The following is a 22,798-nucleotide window of genomic DNA, read 5'->3' on the forward strand; positions in this document are numbered from 1 at the left end:
CCGAGCGTCAGAGACCGTCAACGCCGAACAAAGTCAGATTGCTTACCAGCGCAGCGTAGTCACTACGCGCCTCGGCATCTGCGCCTGCGTTCCACATATAGAACCAGTTCAACATCCCGAAAACGGACATCGTGGTCGCCCGAAGCTTGGCGGTGTCGTTCGTGAAAGTTTGGGGCGCAACGCCGGCGATGATGTCGCTGACAAACTCCACCAGATCCCGCTGATAGCCACGCAGCAGTTTCTGCTGCTCCTCGGGCAAGGCGGACATGCCGCTGGTTTGCACACGATGCTCATCATCCACGCCCTGATAGGCCAGCAGGATTTCCTGCAGCACCCGTCTCAGGCGGTCCGCAGGGGCCTGCCTCTCAAGATCAAGGCCGCAAATTTGGTCGCGTAACTGTCGTAGATAGCTGTCGAGTATGTCAAACAGGATCGCGTCCTTGCTGTCATAATAGTGATAGATATTGGCCTTGGATATTCCACACTCGCGCGCCAGTTGAGACATCGACGCCCGGTCAAACCCTTCCTGCGCGAAGACGCGGGCGGCGGATTTCAGGATACGAGCCCGCTTATCGTCGTGGTCTTTTGCTATCGTCCGCGCCAAGGGCCGACCCTCCGTCTCTTGTTTAACTATCCCGATTGTCGATCACGCGCCGCGCCTTGCCCTGCGAGCGTTCGACCTCGCCCGGCTCGCCTATATCGATCTCGGTCGAGATTCCAACCACCTCTTTGATCCGTCGCGACAACATCCGGGCGGCAGCGGTTTTGCTCAGTTCATCCGCCGCATCCGGCGTTGCCTCTACATGTACGCGCATCGCGTCCATCCGTCCGGCTTTGTAAAGTTCGATCTGGTAATAGGGTGCTAGACCGCCGGTTGCCAAAACCTGCTCTTCGATCTGGCTGGGGAAGACGTTTACGCCGCGTAGGATGATCATATCGTCCGAGCGGCCGGTGATCTTTTCCATCCGTCGCATCGACCGCGCCGTACCGGGTAACAGCCGCGTCAGGTCGCGGGTACGATAGCGGATCATCGGAAGGCCCTCTTTGGTCAGCGTGGTGAAGACCAGTTCACCGATCTCACCGTCGGGCATGACCTCACCGGTTTGGGGGTCGATGATTTCTGGATAGAAGTGATCTTCCCAGATCACCGGTCCGTCTTTGGTTTCGACGCACTCATTGGCGACGCCTGGTCCCATGATCTCGGACAGGCCGTAGATATCGACAGCGTGCATGTCGAAGGCCTGTTCAACCTCGGAGCGCATGGAATCTGTCCAAGGTTCGGCGCCAAAGACGCCGACAGCCAGAGAGCATTCGCGCGGATCTAGGCCAACCTTATGATACTGTTCAAGAATATTTAGCATATAGGATGGCGTAACCATGATCCCGTCTGGTTTGAAATCGGTGATCAGATCAACCTGTTTGGCAGTCTGCCCGCCGCTCATCGGCACAACTGTGGCCCCCAGACGCTCAATCCCGTAGTGCGCGCCCAGACCACCGGTGAACAGGCCATAGCCATAGGCGTTATGTACCATGTCACCCCGGCGCAACCCGCTGGCACGTAGTGACCTTGCGACCAGATCGGCCCAATTATCGATATCGCCTTGCGTATAGCCCACCACGGTTGGCTTGCCCGTGGTTCCTGACGAAGCGTGAACACGGATGATCCGCTCACGCGGTACGGCAAACAGACCGAAAGGATAGTTTTCCCTCAGATCGTTTTTGTAGGTAAACGGAAAACGCGCGAGATCACTGAGAGATTGCAGGTCATCAGGATGCACCCCGGCCTCATCAAACCGCTGCCGGTACATAGGTACGTTGTCGTAGGCATGGCGCAGCGACCATTTAAGCCGATCCAACTGTAAGCTGCGAATTTCATCAACCGAGGCGATCTCGATCGGATCAAGATCCGCCTTGTTCGGAGTAAGATCCTTCATGCCATCCCCCTCATCTCAGGTCTCGTCAAACACCGGGCCTTTGACCGCGCGGGAAAAGCCCCGAAATTCAGCGATCTTCTGGCCGGTCTGGTTGGTTACGGTTACGTCATAGATGCCGCTGCGCCCGGTCAGGCTCAGTTCCGTTGCGCGGGCCGTCAGCAAGTCACCGGATCGCGCGGGCGCGACGTAGCTGATCACATTGTGCTGCGCGACTGTCGATTGGTTGCGGCTGTTGCAGGCAAAGGCAAAGGCACTGTCGGCCAGCATGAAGGTTACACCGCCATGGCAAATACCGTGCCCATTGCAGTGATGGTCCTGAACGGCGAGCATCAGGATCGCGGTCCCTTCGTCAACTTCGCCCAATTCCATGCCCGCCCATTTCGAGGCATTGTCTCGCCCCCACATTTCGGCCGCGGCTTTTTGGGCGCGCTCCTTTGGCGTCATCTTATTCTCCCCGAAAGACCGGCGCGCGTTTTTCCAGAAACGCTGTGACACCTTCAGCATAGTCCGCGCTTTCACCGCAGGTTTTCATCGCGTCTGCTTCAACCTCCAGATGGTCGGTCAGGGAATTCATGGCTGCTGCCTGAATCGTCTGTTTCGTCAAGCCAAGTCCCAGCGTTGGACCATTGGCGAACTGTTCCGTCATCGCTCGCGCCTCAGTCATCAGGTCAGCGTCAGGGATGGCCTTCCAGATCAGTCCCCAATCCGCAGCCTGTTGCGCGGGCAATGTCTGCCCGGTCAAAGCCAGCCCTTTGGCCCGTGCCTCACCTAGCAGGTGGGGCAGATGCCAACTGCCCCCGGTATCGGGGATCAGTCCCACTTTGGAAAACGACTGTATGAACTTGGCAGATTCGGCGGCCAGTACCAGGTCACATGCCAAGGCGATATTGGCACCCGCGCCTGCCGCAACACCATTGACGGCGCAGACGACGGGGAAATTCAGCGACCGGATTAGGCGCACCAGAGGTGCATAAAACGTGCGCACCGTGTTGCCCAGGTCTGGCGGGCCCTCCATCGTTGCAGGGTTTCGATCCCCCAAATCCTGCCCGGCACAGAACCCGCGTCCGGCCCCAGTCAGCAACACAGCGCGGGTTCCACCATCACGCGCGGCCTCAAGCGAGGCGCGCAAGGCATAGTGCATCTCATCCGTGAAACTGTTCAGGCGATCTGGGCGATTGAGTGTGATTTCAACCCATTGCCCCATATTCTGCGAAATAATCGTATCAGACATGCCCGGTTCGCTTTTCATAAGTTACAACAAACTTCTTGCATAAACCGAACGGTTGGTCAATAAATTCTATAGCCGTTTGTGACTCGGCGATCAGAAATGCCCACTGGCCTACGCGCTGAACTGCTTTTCTCGTCGTTGATAGTTACAAAACGTACCATTAACACATTCACGACTTGCGCTTTTGAGGAGGAGACCCGGTCATGAAAATCACCAAGCTCACCACGCTGCTGGCTTCGGCAACATTGGCGGTGTCAGGCACCATTGCTTTTGCGGCTGACTACACCCTGACAATTTCCAGCTGGGCCCCACCCACCCACGGCATCAACGCGAAGATGTGGCCCAAGTTCGTCGAGATGGTGGAAGAGGCCACTGACGGGCAGGTTACTGCAGAGCTCAAGCTGGGTATCGCCCCTCCACCCGCTCAGATGGATCTGATCATGGACGGCGCCGCCGATGCCTCGATTATTTTCCACGGCTATCAGCCCGGGCGTTTTGTCACCACCAAGCTGATCGAACTGCCAGGCTATGAAGGCTCGGCCGAGGACGCTTCGGTTGCTTACTGGCGCGCCTATGACCAGCATCTGAAAGCTGCTGACGAGCACCGTGGTGTCAAAGTCATCGCCCTGCACACACATGGACCCGCGCAGCTGCATTCCAGCGCGCCGGTCACCACTCTGGATGAAGTTTCGGGCCTGAAAGTACGTATCCCGGGCGGTGTTGGCGGTGACGTTGGTGCCGCGCTGGGCGCGACCGGCATCCAGGTTCCGGCCCCGAAGGTCTATGAGACACTGGCGTCGAAAGCCGCTGACGGTGTCGTCATGCCGTTGGAATCGCGTAAGGGTTTCAAGCTGACCGAAGTTGCACAGAATGTCTACGAGATGCCCGGTGGCCTTTATCGTGGCTCGTTTGCCTTCATCATGAACGAAGACACCTTCGCAGATCTGCCAGCCGAGCTGCAGGCGGCGCTGGAAGAAAACGTATTCGGTGAACCGTTGAGCCGTGAGATCGGCAAGATCTGGGATGAGATTGACGCCACAGGTCGCGAGGCAACCGAGGCGGCAGAAGGTAATGCCATCAACGCTGCCACAGACGCCGATATGGAGAAGTTCTCGGCCATTGCCGAAGACATCCGCGGCAAGGTCATCGCCGAGGTTGACGCAACAGGTGTCGACGCTCAGGCCGCCTATGACATGATCAAATCGGAAATGTCCTCGAACTGATCCAACTTCAGGGCGGCCTTTGCGCCGCCCTGACTTACCCTGCGCGAGTTTCCCATGACCCCGATAATCCAGCTTGTGCGACGCGCCAGCGCCCTTCCCGTGATCGTGGCGTGCATCGCCCTGTTCATCCTGATGGCAATGACTTTTTGCGACGTGACCCTGCGTTCGGTCTTCAATGCGCCCATTGAGGCCGCAACCGAACTGACGCGGATTCTGATGGCCATTCTGGTGTTTTCAGTCCTACCGATTGTCTCCACTACCAACGGCCATATCGCGGTCGATCTGACCGACGGGTTCTTCCACCGTCTGCACCTGTCGCGCGCGCGGGACGTGGTGATCTATGTGGTCAGCGGCATCATGCTGTTCTGGCCGGTCCAACGCGTCTGGGTCTTGGCCGAGCGGGCGCGGGATTATGGGGATGTGACCGAATATCTTTCAATCCCCACCTACCTGATCGGCTGGTTCATTACCCTGTCAGTTGCCGTCACCGCACTAGTGATGATTGCTACCGGCCTGCTAAAGGCCTTTGCCCCAGATACACTGTCGGAGCCTATGTAATGACCGCAGCGCTGATCGGATTTGCGATTGTATTGATCTTGGTGCTGGTGCGCCTGCCCATCGTCTTTGCCATGGGACTGGTCGGCACATTGGGCTTCGCCTACGAACGTGGCGGATCGATCTTTGATGAGCGCGGGTTGAAGGCTGCCATGTCCATGGTGGGCCGCCAGATCACTGATACTGCTCAGGATTATGGTCTATCCGTTGTTCCGCTTTTCATCTTGATGGGCCTGTTCGTGAACAAGGGTGGCATGGCGCGCGAGCTTTATGCGGTGTCCAACGCTTTCTTGGGCCACATGCGCGGCGGAATCGCTATGGCCACGGTCGCAGCCTGCGGCGGGTTCTCGGCCATTTGCGGCTCGTCTCTGGCCACCGCCGCGACCATGTCAAAGGTCGCGATGCCGCAGATGCGCCGCTATGGCTACTCCGATGAACTCTCGACCGCGTCGATTGCCGCCGGTGGTACGTTGGGCATTCTGATCCCCCCATCGGTCATTCTGGTCATTTACGGGCTGTTGACCGAAACCTCGATCGGGAAACTGTTCATGGCGGGAATCATCCCTGGCATCCTCGGGATCCTCTTTTACCTCTTCGCCGTGCGCTGGACCGTCTGGCGCAACCCCGAGGCCGGACCAGCCGGGGAACGCGCCACCTGGTCCGAACGCATCCGCGCGCTGGGCTCGGTCTGGGCCGTGCTGCTGTTGTTCTTTCTGGTGATCGGCGGGCTGTACGGAGCTTTCGACTTTGAGCCGCTGAACCTAACCTTCTCACCGACCGAGGCTGCAGGCATGGGCGCCGCCGGGGCCTTCCTGATCGCCCTGTTTCGAGGCGGTCTTACTGTGGGCTCGACCTTTGAGGTGCTGAAAGAGACTTGCTTTACCGCGTCTGCCTTGTTTGCAGTACTGATCGGCGCTCAAATATTTTCGAACTTCATCAATCTGGCTGGCTTACCCGAGGCATTGATCGCGATGGTCACGGCCTATGATGTGGCACCGTTTGTCGTGATCCTGATGATCCTTGGTATCTATATCATTCTGGGTTGCGTCTTCGAATCCCTCTCGATGCTGTTGCTGACCGTTCCGATCTTCTTCCCGCTGGTCACGTCTCTGGGCTATGACCCAATCTGGTTCGGCATCGTCGTTGTGGTTGTTACCGAAATCTCGCTAATCACCCCACCCGTTGGTCTGAACGTTTTCATTCTGAAAGGCGTTGTGGGCGACGTCTCGACAGGAACCATCTTTCGCGGCGTCACTCCGTTCTGGGTAGCCGATATCTTCCGCCTCGCGCTGATCGTGCTGGTGCCCATCGTGGTGCTGTATCTGCCGGAGCAAATGGGCGCGCTGGGGCACTGAGCCCCGCCTCATCAAACAGGAGAACATCATGTCCCTGCATCAGATTTCCAGCTTTGCCGCTGGCACTTGGGTCGCGCCCGGAGAAGGCGCACGCACCATCGCATCCGCCATCACCGGCGCACCGTTTGCCAGCGCTGGCAACGCGGCGCTCGACGTGCAGGCGATGCTTGATTATGCACGCAACACCGGTGGCCCAGCCCTACGCAAACTCACGTTTCATGATCGTGCCCGGATGCTCAAGGCACTGGCGCAAGAGCTGTCAGCGCACAAACAAGCCCTTTACGACCTGAGTTTCGAAACCGGGGCCACGCAGAAGGACCACCTGATCGATATAGACGGTGGCATCGGCACGATGTTTGTCTTCGCCTCCAAGGGTAGGCGCGAGATGCCCGACGCGCAGGTCTACCTGGATGGAGATATCGAGCAACTGTCGCGCAACGGCACGTTTCTGGGGCAACATATCTGCACCCCTCTGCAGGGTGTTGCGGTCCACATCAACGCGTTCAATTTCCCGGTATGGGGCATGTTGGAGAAACTCGCTCCAACACTTTTGGCGGGCGTTCCTGCCATCGTGAAACCAGCCACCAATAGTTGTTATGTCACCGAACTGGCCGTGCGGATAATTCTGGACAGTGGCATCCTGCCCGCCGGTGCGCTGCAATTGGTGTCAGGCGGGTTGGGAGATATGCTCGATCACTTAAGCTGTCAGGATGTGGTCAGCTTCACCGGTTCGGCGAACACCGCGTTGAAGCTACGCCAGACACCTGCGATCTTGCAGAACTCAGTCCGGTTCGTTGCTGAGCAGGATAGCTTGAATGCTTCAATCCTCGGCCGGGATGCAGAGCCCGGCACGCCGGAATTCGATCTGTTCGTTAAGGAAGTCTCTCGTGAAATGACCACCAAGGCGGGCCAGAAATGCACCGCTATCCGACGCATCATTGCGCCCGATAGTCAGGTCGACGCCGTGATTTCCGCGCTCTCGGAGCGGTTGGCGAAGATCACCATCGGCGATCCGCGGGCCGAGACCACGCGCATGGGCGCACTTGTGTCGAACGGACAAAAAGTAGACGTTTTGGAAAAGGCCAACCTGATCGGGCAAGAGGCTGAGCGGGTTTATGGAAACCCCGACGCGTTCGACCTGAACGGCCCCGAAACTGGGGCCTTCGTTCCCCCAATGCTGTTTCACTGCGCTGACCCCGACAAGGCGCAGCGCGTGCACGATACCGAGGCGTTCGGCCCGGTCTCAACCTTGATGGGTTACCGCGATCTGGATCATGCGGTGGCACTGGCCAATCGCGGGCAGGGGTCTCTGGTCACCTCACTGATTACCCACGACACTGAGGTTGCGCGGGATGTGGTGATGGGGGCCGCGGCCTATAACGGGCGGATTTACATCAACGACCGCGACTCGATGGCAGAATCGACCGGCCACGGCTCTCCTCTTCCGCATATGGTGCATGGCGGGCCGGGCCGCGCGGGCGGCGGTGAGGAAATGGGCGGCGTGCGCGGTGTGAAACACTTTATGCAACGCACCGCCATTCAGGGCTCGCCGCGCATGCTCAGTGGTATCAGCACCAAATGGGTGCCTGGGGCGCCTGAAATCCAAGGTCCGGCACATCCGTTCACTCGTAAATTCGGTGAGTTGCAGGTCGGAGAGTCGCTGCACACCGCCTCGCGCGTAATCACGCTGGAGGAAATCGAACACTTCGCCAATTTCACCGGTGATACCTTCTACGCTCATATGGACGAGGACGCGGCGGCGCGAAACCCGTTCTTCCCCGGTCGTGTGGCGCATGGCTATCTTTTGCTCAGCTTCGCGGCGGGCTTGTTTGTTGAACCGAACGAGGGGCCGGTGTTGGCCAATACCGGGTTGGACGGGTTGCGGTTCATGAAGCCGGTCGTCGCCGGGGACAGCATCAAAGTGCGTTTGACGGTCAAGCAGAAAACCCCACGCAATGACGATTATGGTGAGGTTCGCTGGCACGTGTCCCTGACCAATCAGGATGACGAGCCGGTCGCAGAATACGAACTTTTGACTATGAATGCCCGCTAACTCGGTAGCGTAACCTGTTTTTCTTATTGGGCCTAATGGGTTAAACTGGTCCCATGACCAATCAAAGCTCATGGTTCGAAACGGCCGTAGCCGATCTAGTGGATCCGCAAGACCAGCGGGTCTGGTCGATTATTGTCTCTTTGTTCGGAGATATGGCACAGGAACCGGGCGCGCAGATTTCAGGCGGCGCGCTGACCCAGATCATTGAACCGATGGGCATCAAACCCGAAGCGATCCGGGTGGCGCTCCACCGATTGCGCAAGGACGGTTGGATCGAGAGTGACCGGATCGGTCGCGTCTCGCGCCATGTCCTCTCGGAATTTGGCAGAACCCAATCAGCGGCTGTCACACCGCGCATTTATGCGCGTGACTCGGCGCCTGTTGAACATTGGCATCTGCTGATTGCAGAGGACGGAACGGGTACGCAGTTGCTTGACGATGTAATGCTCAGCGATGACTATATTCCAATCGGACGCAACATAGCAATGAGGGCAGGTGCGGCTCCGCTTCAGGCGGAAGGATTACTTGCGCTGGATATCTCGCCGCAAACAGCCCCGAAGTGGATTCAGGATCGGTTATGCCCACCCGAGCTGCGCGCTTCGTGCCGGGCATTGCTAACTGCAGTCCAGAACGCAGCAAAAACTCACCCCGAGGAATGGACACCAACACCATTGCAGAGCGCCACATTACGGACTCTGCTGGTGCATCGATGGCGGCGTGTGGTGCTGCGCCAACCGGACCTGCCCGCAGCCTTTTACCCACCGGATTGGGTCGGCCCTGCCTGTCGAAACAGCATTATTCGCATGCTTGATCTGCTTCCACGGCCCTCAGCTGCCATTCTAAGCGGGAGTGGTTGACCAAACGGCACTCTGTTCAAAATGCGTTTGCCACCTTTATCATCTGATAAGCCGAGTGGAGCGCATACGGAGGAGGCCGAAGGATGACGAAGCAAACAGATATGCTTATCATCGGCGCAGGTTTTTCCGGGTTAATTATGGCAATTGAGGCGCGAAAGCGCGGCATCGCAGATATTGTCATATTGGAGAAAGCAGCCGACATCGGCGGTACATGGCGAGAAAATACTTATCCTGGCGTCGCCTGCGATATCCCCTCGCATCTCTACTCGATGGCGACACATCTGAACCCGGATTGGAGCCGCGCCTATGCAGGTGGTGCCGAAATCCAATCCTATTTACAGAAAATCGCGCGGGATGAGGGGCTGTACGAACTCTGTCAATTTCATCGGAAACTCAAATCTGCGCGGTGGGATGGTGCGCGATGGCAGGTCGAGACAGCGGACGGTCACCATTGTTCAGCGCGGTTTCTGGTCTCGGCTATCGGCGCGCTGCACGTGCCGCGCATCCCGCAAATCCCCGGCGCTGATAGCTTTCCCGGCCCTAGCTTCCATTCCGCAGAATGGGATCACGATGTTTCGCTTGCTGGTAAAAGAGTGGCTGTGATCGGTACTGGAGCTTCAGCCGTTCAGTTCGTCCCCGAGATCGCTAAAACTGCGGCGCAGGTCACCATCTTCCAACGCAGCGCGCCCTATGTTCTGCCTCGCCCGGACGGCCCGATTGCACCATGGGTGCGCCGCTTGTATCGGTACTTCCCAGTGCTGCCCCGCATCCGGCGCCAACTGATCTATATGCTGTTTGAGTTTCGTCATCGCGTGTTTCGGGGCGAACCGCGGGCTGTCGATTTTGCAATGAAAATGTGGCGCCAGGCCTTGGACGGCGCGATCACCGATCCAGACCTGAAAGCCGCGCTGACGCCTGACTACACAATTGGATGTAAACGCATCCTCAGCTCAAATGACTGGTATCCGGCACTGGCACGAAACAACGTGGATGTGGTGCCGCATGCCGTCTCCAGGGTCGAAGGTGATCACATCATCGCGGGTGACGGCCGCGAGTTCATCGCTGATGTTCTGGTCTGGGGAACTGGATTCCATGTCACTGATGTGGTCGATAATCTCGACATAACTGGAACCAATGATCGGACACTGAAACAGGCCTGGTCAGGGGGTATGCAGGCCAACTTTGGCACCGCAATTGCCGGGTTTCCTAATTTCTTCATGTTACTCGGCCCGCATACCGGGCTGGGGCACAACTCTGTCGTGCTTATGATCGAAGCACAGGTGGCTCATATAGGTCGTGTTCTAACAGAAATGCAGGAGGGTGGTCTTCGTACCATCACCCCGAAAACCGACAAACAGGCGGCGTTTACGAAAGAGATGCAGGACCGTCACCTCGAAAGCGTCTGGCAATCAGGTGGCTGCACCTCATGGTATCAGGACGCTGAGGGGCGCAATACAACGCTTTGGCCGGGCACTGTGTCCGAGTTCAGAAAACGCATGGCGCGATCCGGGCTCGAACAATACCATTCTGTAAGAGAAACAATCGGAGACCCATGATGTCGATCCTGCTGACGATTGTCCTGCTGCTGGCGGCTTTCCTGCTGTGCATGAACCTCTGGACGCGCCGCCTGACCCGTCAAGGGATCGAGATGGTGCCACAATTGGGGCAAATCGTGCCCGTTCGAGGCGGTAGCATCCACTATGTCGAAAAGGGCGACCCCGCCAACCCGACCATTGTCATGATCCACGGCCTCTCGGGCCAATTGCAGCACTTTACATACGCATTGATGGATGATCTGGCAGAGGACTATCACGTTCTCGCGGTCGACCGACCAGGCTGCGGTTACTCAACCCGTGATACCGCTGCGCTGGCCGCCCTGCCTGAACAGGCCCGGATGATCCACGCGTTTCTGGAAACCAAGAACGTCGACCAGGCGATACTGGTTGGCCATTCGCTTGGCGGAGCGCTATCGCTGGCAATGGCATTGGACTATCCCGACACTATCTCGGCACTGGCACTTCTGGCCCCTCTCACGCAGCAGATGCCCGAACCGCCTGCCGTCTTTAAGCCACTGGAAATCCGCACGGATTGGTTGCGTAGCCTGATCGGAAACACCATCGCCGTCCCGATGGCCCGTAAAACAGCACCGCTGGTCCTGAAAGATGTCTTCGCCCCCGAACCCGCGCCTGCCGATTTTCTAAACCGCGCAGGGGGCGCTCTGGGCCTGCGACCTTCGGCCTTCATAACCGCGTCGCAAGACGTCATCGGCGTAGAAAGCAGCATGGGTGAATTAGCCCAACGATACAGTGATCTGAAAACGCCCGGAGGCATCCTGTTCGGCACCGAAGATCCGATCCTGTCGGCTGAGACACACGGTGCATCAATGACGAAATTCGGCCTCACCTTCGAAAAACTGGAACACCGAGGTCACATGATCCTGATCACTGAGCCTGATATCTGCGCACGTTTCATCCGCCAAATCGCCGGCATGGCCCACGCCGACATGGCAAAACAAAACCCTCACTGAAAGCGCACATAAAGAATCCCATCAGACCCTCATTTCCCTCTTGACCCTCTCCGGTCCGTCGCTTACATCGCCTCTCACTCGTGGCGGAGTAGCTCAGTTGGTTAGAGCAGCGGAATCATAATCCGCGTGTCGGGGGTTCAAGTCCCTCCTCCGCTACCAAATTCCCTTAACAATATCAGAATACTGGATGCATTCTGGCATCACTAGTAGCGATGACTCCTTGTTCTGGGTGACATTTTGGTTCTGGGTGACATTTTGGGTGACAGCTGACGAGCTTTGCACCTGGTTTTTTTGCAAGCGGACATTGATGCACACCGCAGCGAAAGACTACTCGGAGCCCACCCTGTGAATTCGAGTTTTGTGCTGCGTGCGCACGCAGCGTAGAAATCGCTGCAACCGCGTCAATCTCGATGCTGCTGTGCGGCGGGAAGACCGGCCATTCATGCAAGCCGCCGCGGACACCACGCCCTCAAAGATCCAGTTGCGGACAGACCGGCCATTGGTCCAACGACCGCTTTATGGAGCCTGGTTCAGAACCACTGTTGAGGAGAGCACAACAATATCAGCACAAAAGGCTACAGGGCGCGCGTCCTTTCAAACACGTCGACGGTAGCAATTGCGGTTCAAAGTGAACCCAAAAGCTACCGATGCGTCGAGTTTCAATTGGCCCTGGTGCCCCAGCACGTTCGACTTAAGACTCTGCGGTGTGGCAACGAAAAGATGAGCCTATGCAAAGTCGGTGGAAGCAACCGCTCGGCGTGTTGCTTCGACGATCCGGTCGGCCTCGTCGCGCGTGAGGCATAATGGAGGGGCGAAGCCCAGAATGTCGCCTTGCGGCATGGCTCGTGCGATGACGCCTTCTGCCAAGAGTGCTCCAGCAACCTTTGCACCGATTCCTTTGCCGGGCTCGAAGAACGACCGGGATGAAGGATCACGCGCGAATTCGACGGCGCAGAGCATACCCTCGCCGCGTATTTCAACGACGTTTGGATGGTTACCCAAGGCTTTTTGCATCTCGGCATTCAGATAGGCGCCGGTGGTACCTGCGTTACTTACCAGATCCAGCGAGTCTATTAGCTGCAGATTGGCAATACCGGCGGCGGCCCCGATGGGATGGGCGGAATATGTCCATCCATGACCGATGGGGCCGTTTTCATCTGTCCCCTGTTCCAGAACAGACCACATCTTTTCGGACATGATCGAACCGGATAGCGGCGCGTAGGCCGAGGTCAGGCCTTTGGCGATTGTGATGATATCCGGCTGCAATCCATAGTGCGTCGAGCCGAACATGCTGCCGAGCCGTCCGAAGCCGGTGACCACTTCATCTGCGATCAGCAGAATATCGTATTTGTTCAGCACTTCCTGAATGGCCGCCCAATACCCTTCAGGCGGCGGGACGATCCCGCCGGTTCCAAGAATGGGTTCTCCAATGAACGCAGCAATCGTGTCGGGCCCTTCGGCGAGGATCAGGTCGTCGAGGCGCGCGGCGCACCATTTGGAAAATTCCTGTTCGCTCATGCCCGCCTCGGGGCGGCGCAGGTAATACGGCGCTTCGGTATGAATGACCTGCGCCAGCGGCAGATCGAATTTCTTGTGGAAGAGTTCTAACCCGGTGAGTGAACCGGTCATTAGGCCTGATCCGTGATACCCCCGCCACCGGCTGATGATCTTCTTCTTTTCAGGGCGGCCGAGGATGTTGTTGTAGTACCAGACAAGCTTGATGTTGGTCTCATTCGCATCGGAGCCGCCCAGTCCGAAGTATACCTTGGACATATGATCCGGCGCGCGATCCAGAATCAGTTTGGCTAGCGTGATCGACGCCTCTGTACCATGGCCGACATAGGCGTGATAGTAAGCCAGCTCTTTGGCTTGTTCGGCAATTGCGTCGGCTATTTCCTGTCGTCCATAGCCGACGTTGACGCAATAGAGCCCGGCAAACGCGTCCAGCATACGCTTGCCATCGCGGTCTTCGATATACACACCTTCCCCGCCCGTGATGACTCGAGACGGCGTGTCGCCGCGCGCATGGTTGGCCAGATGTGTTGAGGGGTGAAAGAAATTCTCGCGATCCCATGCGGCCAGTTGATCATTTGTCAGCATTGTTTTGTTCCTCGCCTTTGTCACGCCCAGTCGCGGCAGACATATTTGATTTCTGTGAAAGCCTCGAGCCCTTGTCTGGCGCCTTCGCGCCCAAGCCCGGACTGTTTGACGCCGCCGAACGGGATCGGCGCGCCGGTAATTTTGGTCCGGTTCACGGCAACCATGCCGAATTGCAAGGCCCGGCTTGTTCGATAAATCCGACGCGGGTCCTGTGTGTGGACATACGCAACCAGCCCGTATTCCGTCGCATTTGCGATCTCGACCGCCTCCTCCTCGGTATCGAAGGGCGTGATCGCTGCCACCGGGCCAAATGTCTCTTCGTGGAAGATCTTTGCGCTTTTCGGCACGTTGCTAAGAACAGTGGCCTCAAAGAACAGAGGGCCTTTGTCCGATACCTTGCCGCCGAGCAGGCAGTGAGCGCCTTGCGCGACGGCGTCTTCGACCTGTTCGACTTGCTTCGCGACAGCTGCCGCGTTCATCAGTGGGCCGAGGTCTGGATCGTTGATCCCCGCATCCATCGAAAGCGCCGCGGTGGCTTTGACGAATCGTTCGACGAATTCATCATAGATCGGTCGAGCAACAAGGAACCGGTTGGCGCCGAGGCAATCCTGCCCAGTTGTCGCGAATTTCGCGTTGATGGCTTCGCGCACAGCGACGTCCAGATCGGCATCTTCGAAAACGATGAAGGGGGCGTGCCCACCAAGTTCCAGGACCAGCCGTTTAACGGTTTCCGCCGACCGGGCATAAAGCATCCGCCCAATTTCGGTGCTGCCGGTGAAGGACAGCGCCCGAACCCGGGTGTCGGTCAGCCAGGGCTCGACGATTGTCGCAGGGTCTCCGGTGACAACATTGAAGACACCGTCCGGAAAACCCGCACGATCAGCCAGCTCGGCGAGGGCCAGCGCGGAAAAAGGTGTCTCTTTCGACGGGTGGACAAGCACGCTGCAGCCCGCAGCGATGGCTGCTGCCGCCTTTCGGGTGATCATCGCGCAGGGGAAATTCCACGGTGTGATCAGGGCCGCAACACCGACCGGTTCGCGCCAAAGTTCGACTTCGGCTGTGTTCAGATGCGACGTGACCCCTTCGATATTGGGTCGGCGGGTTTCTTCTGCGTAGAATTCAACAAATGATGCAGCATAGTCGATTTCGCCGCGCGCCTCCGAGATTGGCTTGCCCTGCTCGGCAGTCATGATTTGCGCGAGGTCCTCTCGGTTGGCCACAATCAGATCATGCCATTTGCGCAGCACCTTTGCCCGGTCCTGCGGCAGCGATTTTGCCCAGGACGTGAAGGCGCGATGGGCTACATTGACCGCGCCTGCGCTGTCTTCGCCATCAATCGCGGCGACCTGGCCCAGCACATGTCCTGTGGCCGGATCGGTGACGCCAAATTCTTCTCGGCGGCGTCCGGCAATCCACTGATTTCCGACATAGGCGAAATGCCTGAGCAGTGACGCATCAGCCAGATCAACCGTTGGAGCGTGAGTAAGGTCAGTTTCTGCAAGCATGGGTGCAACTCCTGGACAAAGGCTGCACCCTTGTTAGCGCGAGACGCCGCAGAGGGTGTTTCTGATTGTGGGGCTTTGGGTAGACGATTTCTCTGAAATCAGCCGGGGAAAGGCATCACTTTTTCTGTGTGCCATCGAGGACGGCAAACGGGGGTGCGCTGGCCTTGACGGTCGATGTGACGATGTAAGTGAAGTATCGCGCCAGCCCGAGATCGGCGTGCAGAAGCGTGTCTATGAAGCGTTGATAAGTGTCTACGTCTTTCGTCACAACTTGCAGGATGTAGTCAAACCCACCACCTAATGCCCAGCAGGCGGTGACCTCATCGCGCTGGATAACCGTGTCTTCGAAGGCGCGAAAATCCTGCACCCTGTGTCGTTCCAATTCGACAGTAACGAATATTGTGACGCTGGGTCCGAGCGCCGAAAGCTCGATATCTGCGCGGTAGCCCCGGATCAGCCCTGAATTCTCCAATCGTTTCAAACGCTCCCAACAGGGTGTCGGAGAGAGGTTCACGCGCTTGGCGAGCTCGGTTTTCGATATCCGACCCTCGCGGCTCAGGATGCGCAGGATTTCGAGGTCCCGATTGTCAAGTTGCATGCTCATATGAAACCAATCCGAAATCGGAATGTACTTGTCAATTGTATTGGTATTATTCAGGATAATATCATGACAAAATGGCCGATACAAAAACAAGATCTGGTGCGCCCGGCTTACCGCTCGCTGGCGAGAAAGCTGGTTGAGGCGATTGAGAGCGGCGACTTGCCCGCCGGAACGCAGCTTCCGACCCATCGGGCGCTGTCGTATGAGCTGGAGCTGAGTGTTCAGACAGTCAGCCGTGCCTATGACGAGTTGAGCCGCTTGGGCTTCATCAGCGGAGAGGTCGGACGCGGCAGCTTTGTGCGCGGGCGCGATGGTGATGCTCAGGTGCCGTGGAATCGCACGTCGGGTGGTTTGGACATTATTGACCTCTCGATGCTCGCCCCTGTCACCGGTGACATACACGCAGAATGTATGGCCCGGACGCTGAGCGAGCTGTCCAAGGACTTGCCGCAAAGCACGCTCGTTTCGTTTCGACCGCGCTCGACACTGGAACGACATGTCACCGAGGCCGCGCGCTGGATCACATCGGGCGGGGTGCCGGTCGACCCCGAGCGCGTTATTCCGACAAATGGCAATACCGCGGCCATGAGCGTCGCACTGCAGACGGCCGCCTTGCCGGGCGAGCTGGTTGTCACTGAAACGCTGGGCCACCATACGCTCAAATCGCTGACCTCAACGCTGGGTCTGCGCCTGCAGGGTTTGTCCATTGACGCAGAAGGTGTCGTGCCCGAGGCGTTTGAAGCAGCCTGCATAGGTGAAGCTGTCAAAGCTTTGTTTTTAATGCCATCCGGCCTCGGCCCGACTTGCGCCTTCGCGGGGACTGAGCGTAGGCAGGCCTTGTGTGACATCGCAAATAAGTATGGTGTCTGGATCATCGAAAGCGATGCCTGGGGTCCGATCAACCCGGCAAGATCCCCGGCATTTGCTGAACTGGCGCCGGATCAAACCTTCTACTTTACCGGGGTGACCAAATGCCTGCTGCCCGGGTTACGGCTTGGCTGGCTGGTGGTTCCGGACTCGATGATATCGGCCGCGCGGAACCGGCATCTTGTCACGAACTGGATGGCGACACCCCTTATGGCCGAGATCGCCACGCGCTGGATCATAGATGGAACGGCGCAAACCCTTTTGAAGTGGCAAAGGAAAAATCTCGACCACAGAAACGCGATCGTGAGATCCAAGTTCGGCCCGCTTGATTTTGCCTCTTCGCCATATGGAATGCACGTCTGGCTTCCGCTGCCCGAGCCGTGGAAAGCGCGGGATTTTGTCGAACATGCGCGCAACGAAGGTGTCGCGGTTGCGGCGTCCTCGAATTTTCGGACCGGAGAAGAGGCCGCGCCGGAAGCCGTCCGCGTATGTGTCGGAATCGGGACAGAACAAGAGCTTGCAAAAGGATTGAGTATTATCGCCCGTTTGGCAGGCAATTCGCCGGAACCGGCGCTTCTTGCAATTTGAGTTTGTTGAGAAACACTGGATAAAATTGTCATGATTTAATAATTAAATTGACATGATTTTAATTTCCACAAAAACATTGGCCGCGTCAGGGCCGGATGCTGTGTCATGCGCCCTCGAAGTTACCAGCGGCCAATCAGGGCCAACCTGAGACGTGCCAATGAAACAGGGAGTCAAACATGACAATTAAGAAATTTGCTGCAGCGGCGTCTGCACTTGCAATGTTGGTCGGAGCGACCTCGGCCAGCGCCGACAACTGGCGCTATGCCATGGAAGAGGCGCTGACGGATCCGCAGGGCATGTATGCGTTGAAGTTCAAAGAGGTGATCGAAGCCAATTCCGATCATACCGTTCAGATCTTCCCCATCGGCTCGCTTGGGGAATCCGCTGATGCCATGGAACAGGCACAGGCCGGATTGCTTCAGTTCATTGATCAGTCGCCGGGCTTTACAGGCGCAATGATCCCCGAGGCCGAAGCGTTTCTGGTACCCTATGTTCAGCCGACAGATCCGCAGGAAGTGCGCAAGTTCTTCAAGGAAGGCGTCGCCGTCAACGAGATGTTCCACGACAGCTATCGCGAACAGGGTCTGGAGCTTTTGGCCATGTTCCCCGAGGGCGAGATGGTCGTGACCACAATGGAAGAATTCCGAACGCCAGAAGATATGGAGGGGATGAAAATCCGCACCATGACCTCACCATTGCTTCTGGAGACATACAAGGCCTTTGGTGCGTCTCCGATTGCTATGCCATGGGGCGAACTGATCGGGGCCCTAAAAACCAACATGGTTGACGGGCAGGAAAACCCCACGGTCTGGATTGAAGCCTATGACTTGGACAATCTCACCAAGGTCATGACCTATACCGGTCACGGGCAATATACGACAGCCGTTATGGCAAACGCCGAATTCTATGACGGGTTGAGCGACGAGGACAAAGCCCTTGTTCAAAAGGCATCGCAGGAAGCTCTGGACTACATTCTGGATGTGGCGGTCGAGCTGGACGCCATCGGCCTGAAAAAGATCCAGGAATCCAATCCTGATTACAAGATCGTGCGCCTGACGGAAGAAGAACGCGAAGCGTTCAAAGAACGGGCTGCATTGGTGGAAGCTGCATTCATCGAGCGGGCGGGGCCACGAGGCGAGGCCATCCTTGAGCAGATGAAGAAAGATCTGGAAGCAGCGCGGCAATAGGCTGCACCAGAAGAACCAAAACCTCTCACGGTGCGGTGCACTGCGGGCCCTTTCCAAAATTCCGGGGCCCGCAGGCCGTCAAAAAAAATCAAAATGATGCGCCGGGTCGGCTGGCAGTGGGGAGAGAAAATGAACGACACGTCAGACAAAAAAGGCGGCGTCACGGGTCTGATCGACAGTTTGGACAACGGCATAGCCGCACTGGAGCGAGTGATCATGGCTATCGGCGTGATCCTGATGGCCGTGAATACCATTGCCAATGTCATCAGCCGGTTCCTGTTCAATCACTCGATCATCTTCGCGGAAGAATTGAATAGCATTTTCATTTTGTTGGTGACGTTTGCGGGGCTTGGCTACGCCGCCCGACACGGGCGCCATATTCGGATGTCGGCCATTTCCGATGCTATGCCTAAACGCATCCGGAAAATTCTGATGATCATCATCACAGGGATCACTTCGATACTGCTGCTGCTTCTGGCCTGGTATGCGGTGCAATACATCGTAAGCATTCAATCGAAGGGGCGCGTTTATCCTGCGCTTGGATTTCCTGTTTACCTCAGCTTTCTTTGGGTCCCAGTGGGGCTGCTCGTCTCGGGCATTCAGTACGCATTGACCTGCCTTCAAAACCTCAAAGAGCCGGACATCTATCTGTCCACGGATCTGCGCGAAGCGGATGCGCAGGAACTGGAATTGGAGCTTTAATATGGCCCTGTTGATGTTTTCCGTAATGGTCGTGCTTCTGCTGCTAGGCTTTCCGATGATGGTTCCGCTGATTGCCGGGGCGTTCATCGGTGTCGTTCAATTGTTCGGCTCCATCGATAAGACCGAATTTCTGGTTCAACAGATGCTTGGGGGAATCCGACCCGCGTCTTTGATCGCCGTGCCTATGTTCATATTGGCAGCGGACATCATGACTCGGGGCCAATCCGCAGGCCGTTTGATCGATATGGTCATGGCCTTTGTCCGCCACATTCGAGGGGGTCTGGCGGTCAGCACTGCGACGGCCTGCGCCTTGTTTGGCGCTGTGTCGGGTTCCACCCAAGCAACCGTTGTCGCCGTCGGTACGCCCTTGCGGCCCCGGATGCTCAAAGGGGGTTACAAGGATTCGTTCATCCTCGCCCTGATCGTGAATTCGAGCGACATCGCATTTCTGATCCCGCCGAGCATCGGGATGATCATCTATGGTGTGGTGGCGAAAGCATCCATTCCGGAACTGTTCATCGCCGGGCTGGGGCCGGGCATTCTGATCCTGATCATGTTTTCGATCTACAGTGTCATCTACGCCAAGCTAAACGATGTCCCGACCGAGCCGAAAGCCTCCTGGCGTGAGCGGTTGGTCGCAATTCGCGGAGCCTTGTGGCCATTGGGTTTTCCCGTGCTGATCATTGGCGGGATTTTCTTCGGTATTTTCAGCCCGACAGAGGCGGCTGCAATCAGTGTGGCCTATGCGCTGTTTCTGGAAGTGGTGATTTTCAGAACCATGAAAATCACGGACCTTTATCAAACGGCCCTGTCGACCGGCATGGTCACCGCCGTGGTCTTTATCCTTGTCGGTGCCGGGGCCGCATTTGCCTGGGTTCTGTCCTTCGCACAAATCCCACAGCAGTTACTGGGTGCACTCGGGATCGACCAGATGGGTCAGATCGGTGTGTTGTTCACAATTGCGATCGCATTCTTCATCGGCTGCATGTTCGTAGACCCAATCGTGGTGATCCTGATCTTTGTGCCAATCTTTGCACCGGTTGTCGCGCAAACCGGGCTTGATCCGATCCTGGTTGGCACATTGATCACGTTGCAGGCCGCAATCGGGTCGGCCACACCGCCCTTTGGATGCGATATCTTTACTGCAGTGGCGGTCTTCAAGCGGCCCTATCTTGAGGTCATCCGTGGAACACCACCGTTCGTGTTCATGCTTCTTACCGTCTCGGTTCTTTTGATCTTCTTCCCACAGCTGGCGCTTTTCCTGCGCGATGTGGCCTTTGGCAAATAGGGGATTGGCACATGTTTACATCGATACTCGCGGCCTTTGACGGGTCCGAAGGCGCGGTTGCGGCGGTTAAAAAGGCGGCGGAGCTGGCAAAACTGTCGGGCGCGGAGCTTACGATCTTAACCCTTTACCGGCACCATTCGGTGCTTGAAGGGTCAATGTATGTCACAGACGTAGAACAGCCCGATAACATTGACGAAATCATGCGCGAAAGGTCCAAGGAAATCGCGGAAACCGGCGCGTCAATCGCCCGGGATGCGGGGTGCGAGAACATTCGCGCGTTCGTAAAGGGGGGACCTGTCGCGCGCACGATTGTTGGCTTCTCGCAAGAACATGAGAACGACCTGATTGTCATGGGAAGCCGTGGTCTGGGGTCAATCGAGGGGTATTTGCTGGGAAGCGTCTCGCACAAGGTGACAAGCCTGGCTCAATGCCCTGTACTTGTGGTTTGAGGTAGAAATGGAATTGGCAGCACAGTCTTCGGTTTCAACCGTTGCTTCCCACCTTGATGCCCGACCCGTTGCCAAGCGTATCGGATTGGTCGCCCTGGCCACTGACCACACCACCGAAGTGGACTTTGCGCGGATGCTGCAAGGTCACGATGTTGGTGTCTATGTGAATCGCATTGCGTTCGAAAACCCGACCACTCATGACAGCCTTCTGCGCACCGGCCCGCGTCTAACTGATGCCGCGGCCGACATTCTGCCGGGTGAGGCGCTGGATGTTCTGGTGTACGGATGCACCGCCGCCTCTGTGGTTCTTGGCAACGACACGGTTGCCGAACACATGAACAAGGCCAAGCCCGGCGCGCCATGCGTGACCCCGAGTTCCGCCGCCTTCGATGCCTTCGATGCTCTGGGGGTCAAGAAGGTCAGTGTTCTGACCCCCTACACGCAAGATGTAACGGATTCCCTTGCCGCCTATTTCTCGCAACGCAGCGCAACCGTCGTGAACGCCGCCTGTTTCGGGCTGACTGACGATCGCGAAATGGCGCGTATATCCAAAGACAGCATTGTCGAAGGCGGGGTTGCGGCATGCGCCGAAGATGCGGATGCGCTTTTCATTTCCTGCACCGCCGTCCGGGCTGCCGGATGCGTGGAGGAATTGGAAGATTGGCTGGGCAAGCCGGTTGTGACGTCCAATCAGGCAATGGTCTGGCGGTGTATGAGGCATCTGGGGATACCCTCGGACGTGCCACGCGGTGGCTTGCTGTTTAAGACTTAATGTGCTCGGACTAAACAATGAAATCAGAAATCACTCTTCAGGACAGCCATGCGGCGCGGCAGCGCATTTGTGGCCATATCCGAACTACGCCTATGATCGCCTCACCCAGCCTGAGCGCAACAATTGGCGGCACCGTTGACCTCAAACTTGAGCAGTTACAAAAAACCGGTAGTTTCAAACTTCGCGGCGCGACCAACGCTGTGTTGTCGCTGACCGAAGCCGAACGTGCGCACGGCGTAGTCGGTGTCTCCACCGGCAATCACGGTCGCGGTCTGGCATACGCGGCAAAACAAGCGGACGTCCGGTGCATCATCTGCATGTCTGAGCTTGTGCCGCAAAACAAGGTGGACGGGATCAAGGCAGAAGGGGCCGAGGTACGTATCGTCGGACGATCGCAGGATGATGCCCAGCTGGAAGTCGACAAGCTTGTTGCCGAAGGCATGGTAATGTTGCCGCCGTTTGATCACCCTCAGATCATCGCAGGACAAAGCACGCTGGCGCTTGAGATGCTGGAACAGTCACCGGACCCGGATACCGTCCTGGTTCCTTTGTCCGGCGGTGGGCTGATTTCCGGAGTGGGCATGGTCATCAAAGCGCTGAGCCCGTCAACCCGCGTGATCGGGATTTCGATGGAACGCGGCGCAGCTATGTATGAAAGCCAACAGGCGGGCAAGCCAATCATGATTCCCGAACTTCCGACCCTCGCCGACAGTCTCGGTGGTGGCGTTGGGTTGGACAACGAATACACCTTTGAGATGACCCGCAGCTTTGTCGATGAAATCGTTCTGGTGAGCGAGGCCGAGATCGCCACAGCCATCCGCCACGCTTATTGGCAAGAACGTCTGGTGATCGAAGGATCTGGCAGCGTGGGGATTGCCGCGCTGATGTCGGGGAAAATCAAAGATCCCGGCAAGTGCATCTCCGTCGTTTCGGGGCAGAATATCGATATGAACCTGCATCATCGGATCATTTCCGGTGAAGATGTAGATGTTGCGCAGGAGAGTTGA

The 22,798-nt window shown here is 57.3% G+C and carries 21 protein-coding genes and 1 tRNA gene; 15 read left to right on the plus strand and 7 right to left on the minus strand.

The features are described from left to right. Positions 1–7: 7 nt before the first annotated feature. Genes ACR0DU_RS16115 through paaG form a run of 4 tightly spaced genes read right to left on the minus strand, consistent with a single transcriptional unit; the run spans position 8 to position 3,165 of the window. Positions 8–604: a TetR/AcrR family transcriptional regulator gene (locus tag ACR0DU_RS16115; protein WP_170780937.1), complete on the minus strand. Its 597-nt coding sequence runs from the start codon at positions 602–604 to the stop codon at positions 8–10. Between the two features lie 22 nt (positions 605–626). Beyond that, entirely contained in the window at positions 627–1,934 is a 1,308-nt protein-coding gene (gene paaK, locus ACR0DU_RS16120) for a phenylacetate--CoA ligase PaaK (RefSeq protein ID WP_170780938.1), read from the minus strand. Positions 1,935–1,949: 15 nt separating this feature from the next. Further along, on the minus strand, positions 1,950–2,378 hold the full coding sequence (gene paaI, locus ACR0DU_RS16125; protein ID WP_480875954.1) for a hydroxyphenylacetyl-CoA thioesterase PaaI: 429 nt from the start codon (positions 2,376–2,378) through the stop codon (positions 1,950–1,952). A gap of 1 nt (position 2,379) precedes the next feature. Then, positions 2,380–3,165 carry a 2-(1,2-epoxy-1,2-dihydrophenyl)acetyl-CoA isomerase PaaG gene (gene paaG / locus ACR0DU_RS16130; RefSeq protein WP_480875957.1) on the minus strand — a complete coding sequence of 262 codons (786 nt, stop codon included), beginning with the start codon at positions 3,163–3,165 and terminating at the stop codon, positions 2,380–2,382. A 200-nt stretch (positions 3,166–3,365) separates the two neighbouring features. Between paaG and ACR0DU_RS16135 the strand changes: the two genes are divergently transcribed. The 8 genes from ACR0DU_RS16135 (at position 3,366) to ACR0DU_RS16170 (ending at position 11,891) form a co-directional block, all read left to right on the plus strand. Further along, complete coding sequence (locus ACR0DU_RS16135) at positions 3,366–4,385, plus strand: TRAP transporter substrate-binding protein (RefSeq protein ID WP_480875959.1); 1,020 nt, start codon at positions 3,366–3,368, stop codon at positions 4,383–4,385. A 54-nt stretch (positions 4,386–4,439) separates the two neighbouring features. Further along, positions 4,440–4,943 (plus strand): TRAP transporter small permease, encoded by a 504-nt coding sequence (locus ACR0DU_RS16140; RefSeq protein WP_480875962.1) that lies wholly within the window; start codon positions 4,440–4,442, stop codon positions 4,941–4,943. Next, positions 4,943–6,295 carry a TRAP transporter large permease gene (locus ACR0DU_RS16145; RefSeq protein WP_010437888.1) on the plus strand — a complete coding sequence of 451 codons (1,353 nt, stop codon included), beginning with the start codon at positions 4,943–4,945 and terminating at the stop codon, positions 6,293–6,295. The genes ACR0DU_RS16140 and ACR0DU_RS16145 overlap by 1 nt, the downstream gene beginning before the upstream one ends. Positions 6,296–6,323: 28 nt before the next feature. Then, the gene (gene paaZ / locus ACR0DU_RS16150) at positions 6,324–8,348 is read left to right on the plus strand and encodes a phenylacetic acid degradation bifunctional protein PaaZ (RefSeq protein WP_480875964.1); all 2,025 of its coding nucleotides are present in this window, start codon (positions 6,324–6,326) and stop codon (positions 8,346–8,348) included. 53 nt (positions 8,349–8,401) lie between these two features. Next, the gene (locus tag ACR0DU_RS16155) at positions 8,402–9,205 is read left to right on the plus strand and encodes a PaaX family transcriptional regulator C-terminal domain-containing protein (protein ID WP_170780943.1); all 804 of its coding nucleotides are present in this window, start codon (positions 8,402–8,404) and stop codon (positions 9,203–9,205) included. Positions 9,206–9,288: 83 nt separating this feature from the next. After that, positions 9,289–10,761 (plus strand): flavin-containing monooxygenase, encoded by a 1,473-nt coding sequence (locus ACR0DU_RS16160; protein ID WP_480875966.1) that lies wholly within the window; start codon positions 9,289–9,291, stop codon positions 10,759–10,761. Then, complete coding sequence (locus ACR0DU_RS16165; RefSeq protein ID WP_480875968.1) at positions 10,761–11,732, plus strand: alpha/beta fold hydrolase; 972 nt, start codon at positions 10,761–10,763, stop codon at positions 11,730–11,732. The genes ACR0DU_RS16160 and ACR0DU_RS16165 overlap by 1 nt, the downstream gene beginning before the upstream one ends. A gap of 82 nt (positions 11,733–11,814) precedes the next feature. Beyond that, positions 11,815–11,891, plus strand: a tRNA-Met gene (locus tag ACR0DU_RS16170). A gap of 567 nt (positions 11,892–12,458) precedes the next feature. Here ACR0DU_RS16170 and ACR0DU_RS16175 read toward each other — a convergent pair. The 3 genes from ACR0DU_RS16175 to ACR0DU_RS16185 all read right to left on the minus strand — a co-directional run bounded on the left by ACR0DU_RS16175 (position 12,459) and on the right by ACR0DU_RS16185 (position 15,935). Next, positions 12,459–13,832 (minus strand): aspartate aminotransferase family protein, encoded by a 1,374-nt coding sequence (locus ACR0DU_RS16175; protein ID WP_170514381.1) that lies wholly within the window; start codon positions 13,830–13,832, stop codon positions 12,459–12,461. Positions 13,833–13,852: 20 nt separating this feature from the next. Next, the gene (locus ACR0DU_RS16180) at positions 13,853–15,337 is read right to left on the minus strand and encodes an NAD-dependent succinate-semialdehyde dehydrogenase (RefSeq protein WP_170514385.1); all 1,485 of its coding nucleotides are present in this window, start codon (positions 15,335–15,337) and stop codon (positions 13,853–13,855) included. Between the two features lie 115 nt (positions 15,338–15,452). Continuing rightward, positions 15,453–15,935 carry an Lrp/AsnC family transcriptional regulator gene (locus tag ACR0DU_RS16185; protein WP_170514669.1) on the minus strand — a complete coding sequence of 161 codons (483 nt, stop codon included), beginning with the start codon at positions 15,933–15,935 and terminating at the stop codon, positions 15,453–15,455. Between the two features lie 69 nt (positions 15,936–16,004). On the opposite strand from ACR0DU_RS16185, the gene ehuR reads away from it, so the two are divergent. From ehuR to eutB, 7 genes are all read left to right on the plus strand, one after another. Further along, positions 16,005–17,393, plus strand: coding sequence for a MocR-like ectoine utilization transcription factor EhuR (gene ehuR / locus ACR0DU_RS16190; protein ID WP_170514388.1), 1,389 nt, complete (start codon positions 16,005–16,007; stop codon positions 17,391–17,393). Positions 17,394–17,569: 176 nt separating this feature from the next. After that, positions 17,570–18,580: a TRAP transporter substrate-binding protein DctP gene (gene dctP / locus ACR0DU_RS16195; RefSeq protein WP_170514391.1), complete on the plus strand. Its 1,011-nt coding sequence runs from the start codon at positions 17,570–17,572 to the stop codon at positions 18,578–18,580. Between the two features lie 129 nt (positions 18,581–18,709). Beyond that, on the plus strand, positions 18,710–19,282 hold the full coding sequence (locus tag ACR0DU_RS16200) for a TRAP transporter small permease (protein WP_170514393.1): 573 nt from the start codon (positions 18,710–18,712) through the stop codon (positions 19,280–19,282). 1 nt (position 19,283) lies between these two features. Continuing rightward, complete coding sequence (locus tag ACR0DU_RS16205; RefSeq protein WP_170514396.1) at positions 19,284–20,570, plus strand: TRAP transporter large permease; 1,287 nt, start codon at positions 19,284–19,286, stop codon at positions 20,568–20,570. Between the two features lie 11 nt (positions 20,571–20,581). After that, positions 20,582–21,019, plus strand: a complete 438-nt coding sequence (locus ACR0DU_RS16210) for a universal stress protein (RefSeq protein WP_170514399.1) — start codon at positions 20,582–20,584, stop codon at positions 21,017–21,019. Between the two features lie 7 nt (positions 21,020–21,026). Next, the gene (gene eutA / locus ACR0DU_RS16215) at positions 21,027–21,791 is read left to right on the plus strand and encodes an ectoine utilization protein EutA (protein WP_480875971.1); all 765 of its coding nucleotides are present in this window, start codon (positions 21,027–21,029) and stop codon (positions 21,789–21,791) included. 17 nt (positions 21,792–21,808) lie between these two features. Continuing rightward, on the plus strand, positions 21,809–22,798 hold the full coding sequence (gene eutB, locus ACR0DU_RS16220) for a hydroxyectoine utilization dehydratase EutB (protein ID WP_170514406.1): 990 nt from the start codon (positions 21,809–21,811) through the stop codon (positions 22,796–22,798).

Source organism: Ruegeria sp. G2, from assembly GCF_056533505.1.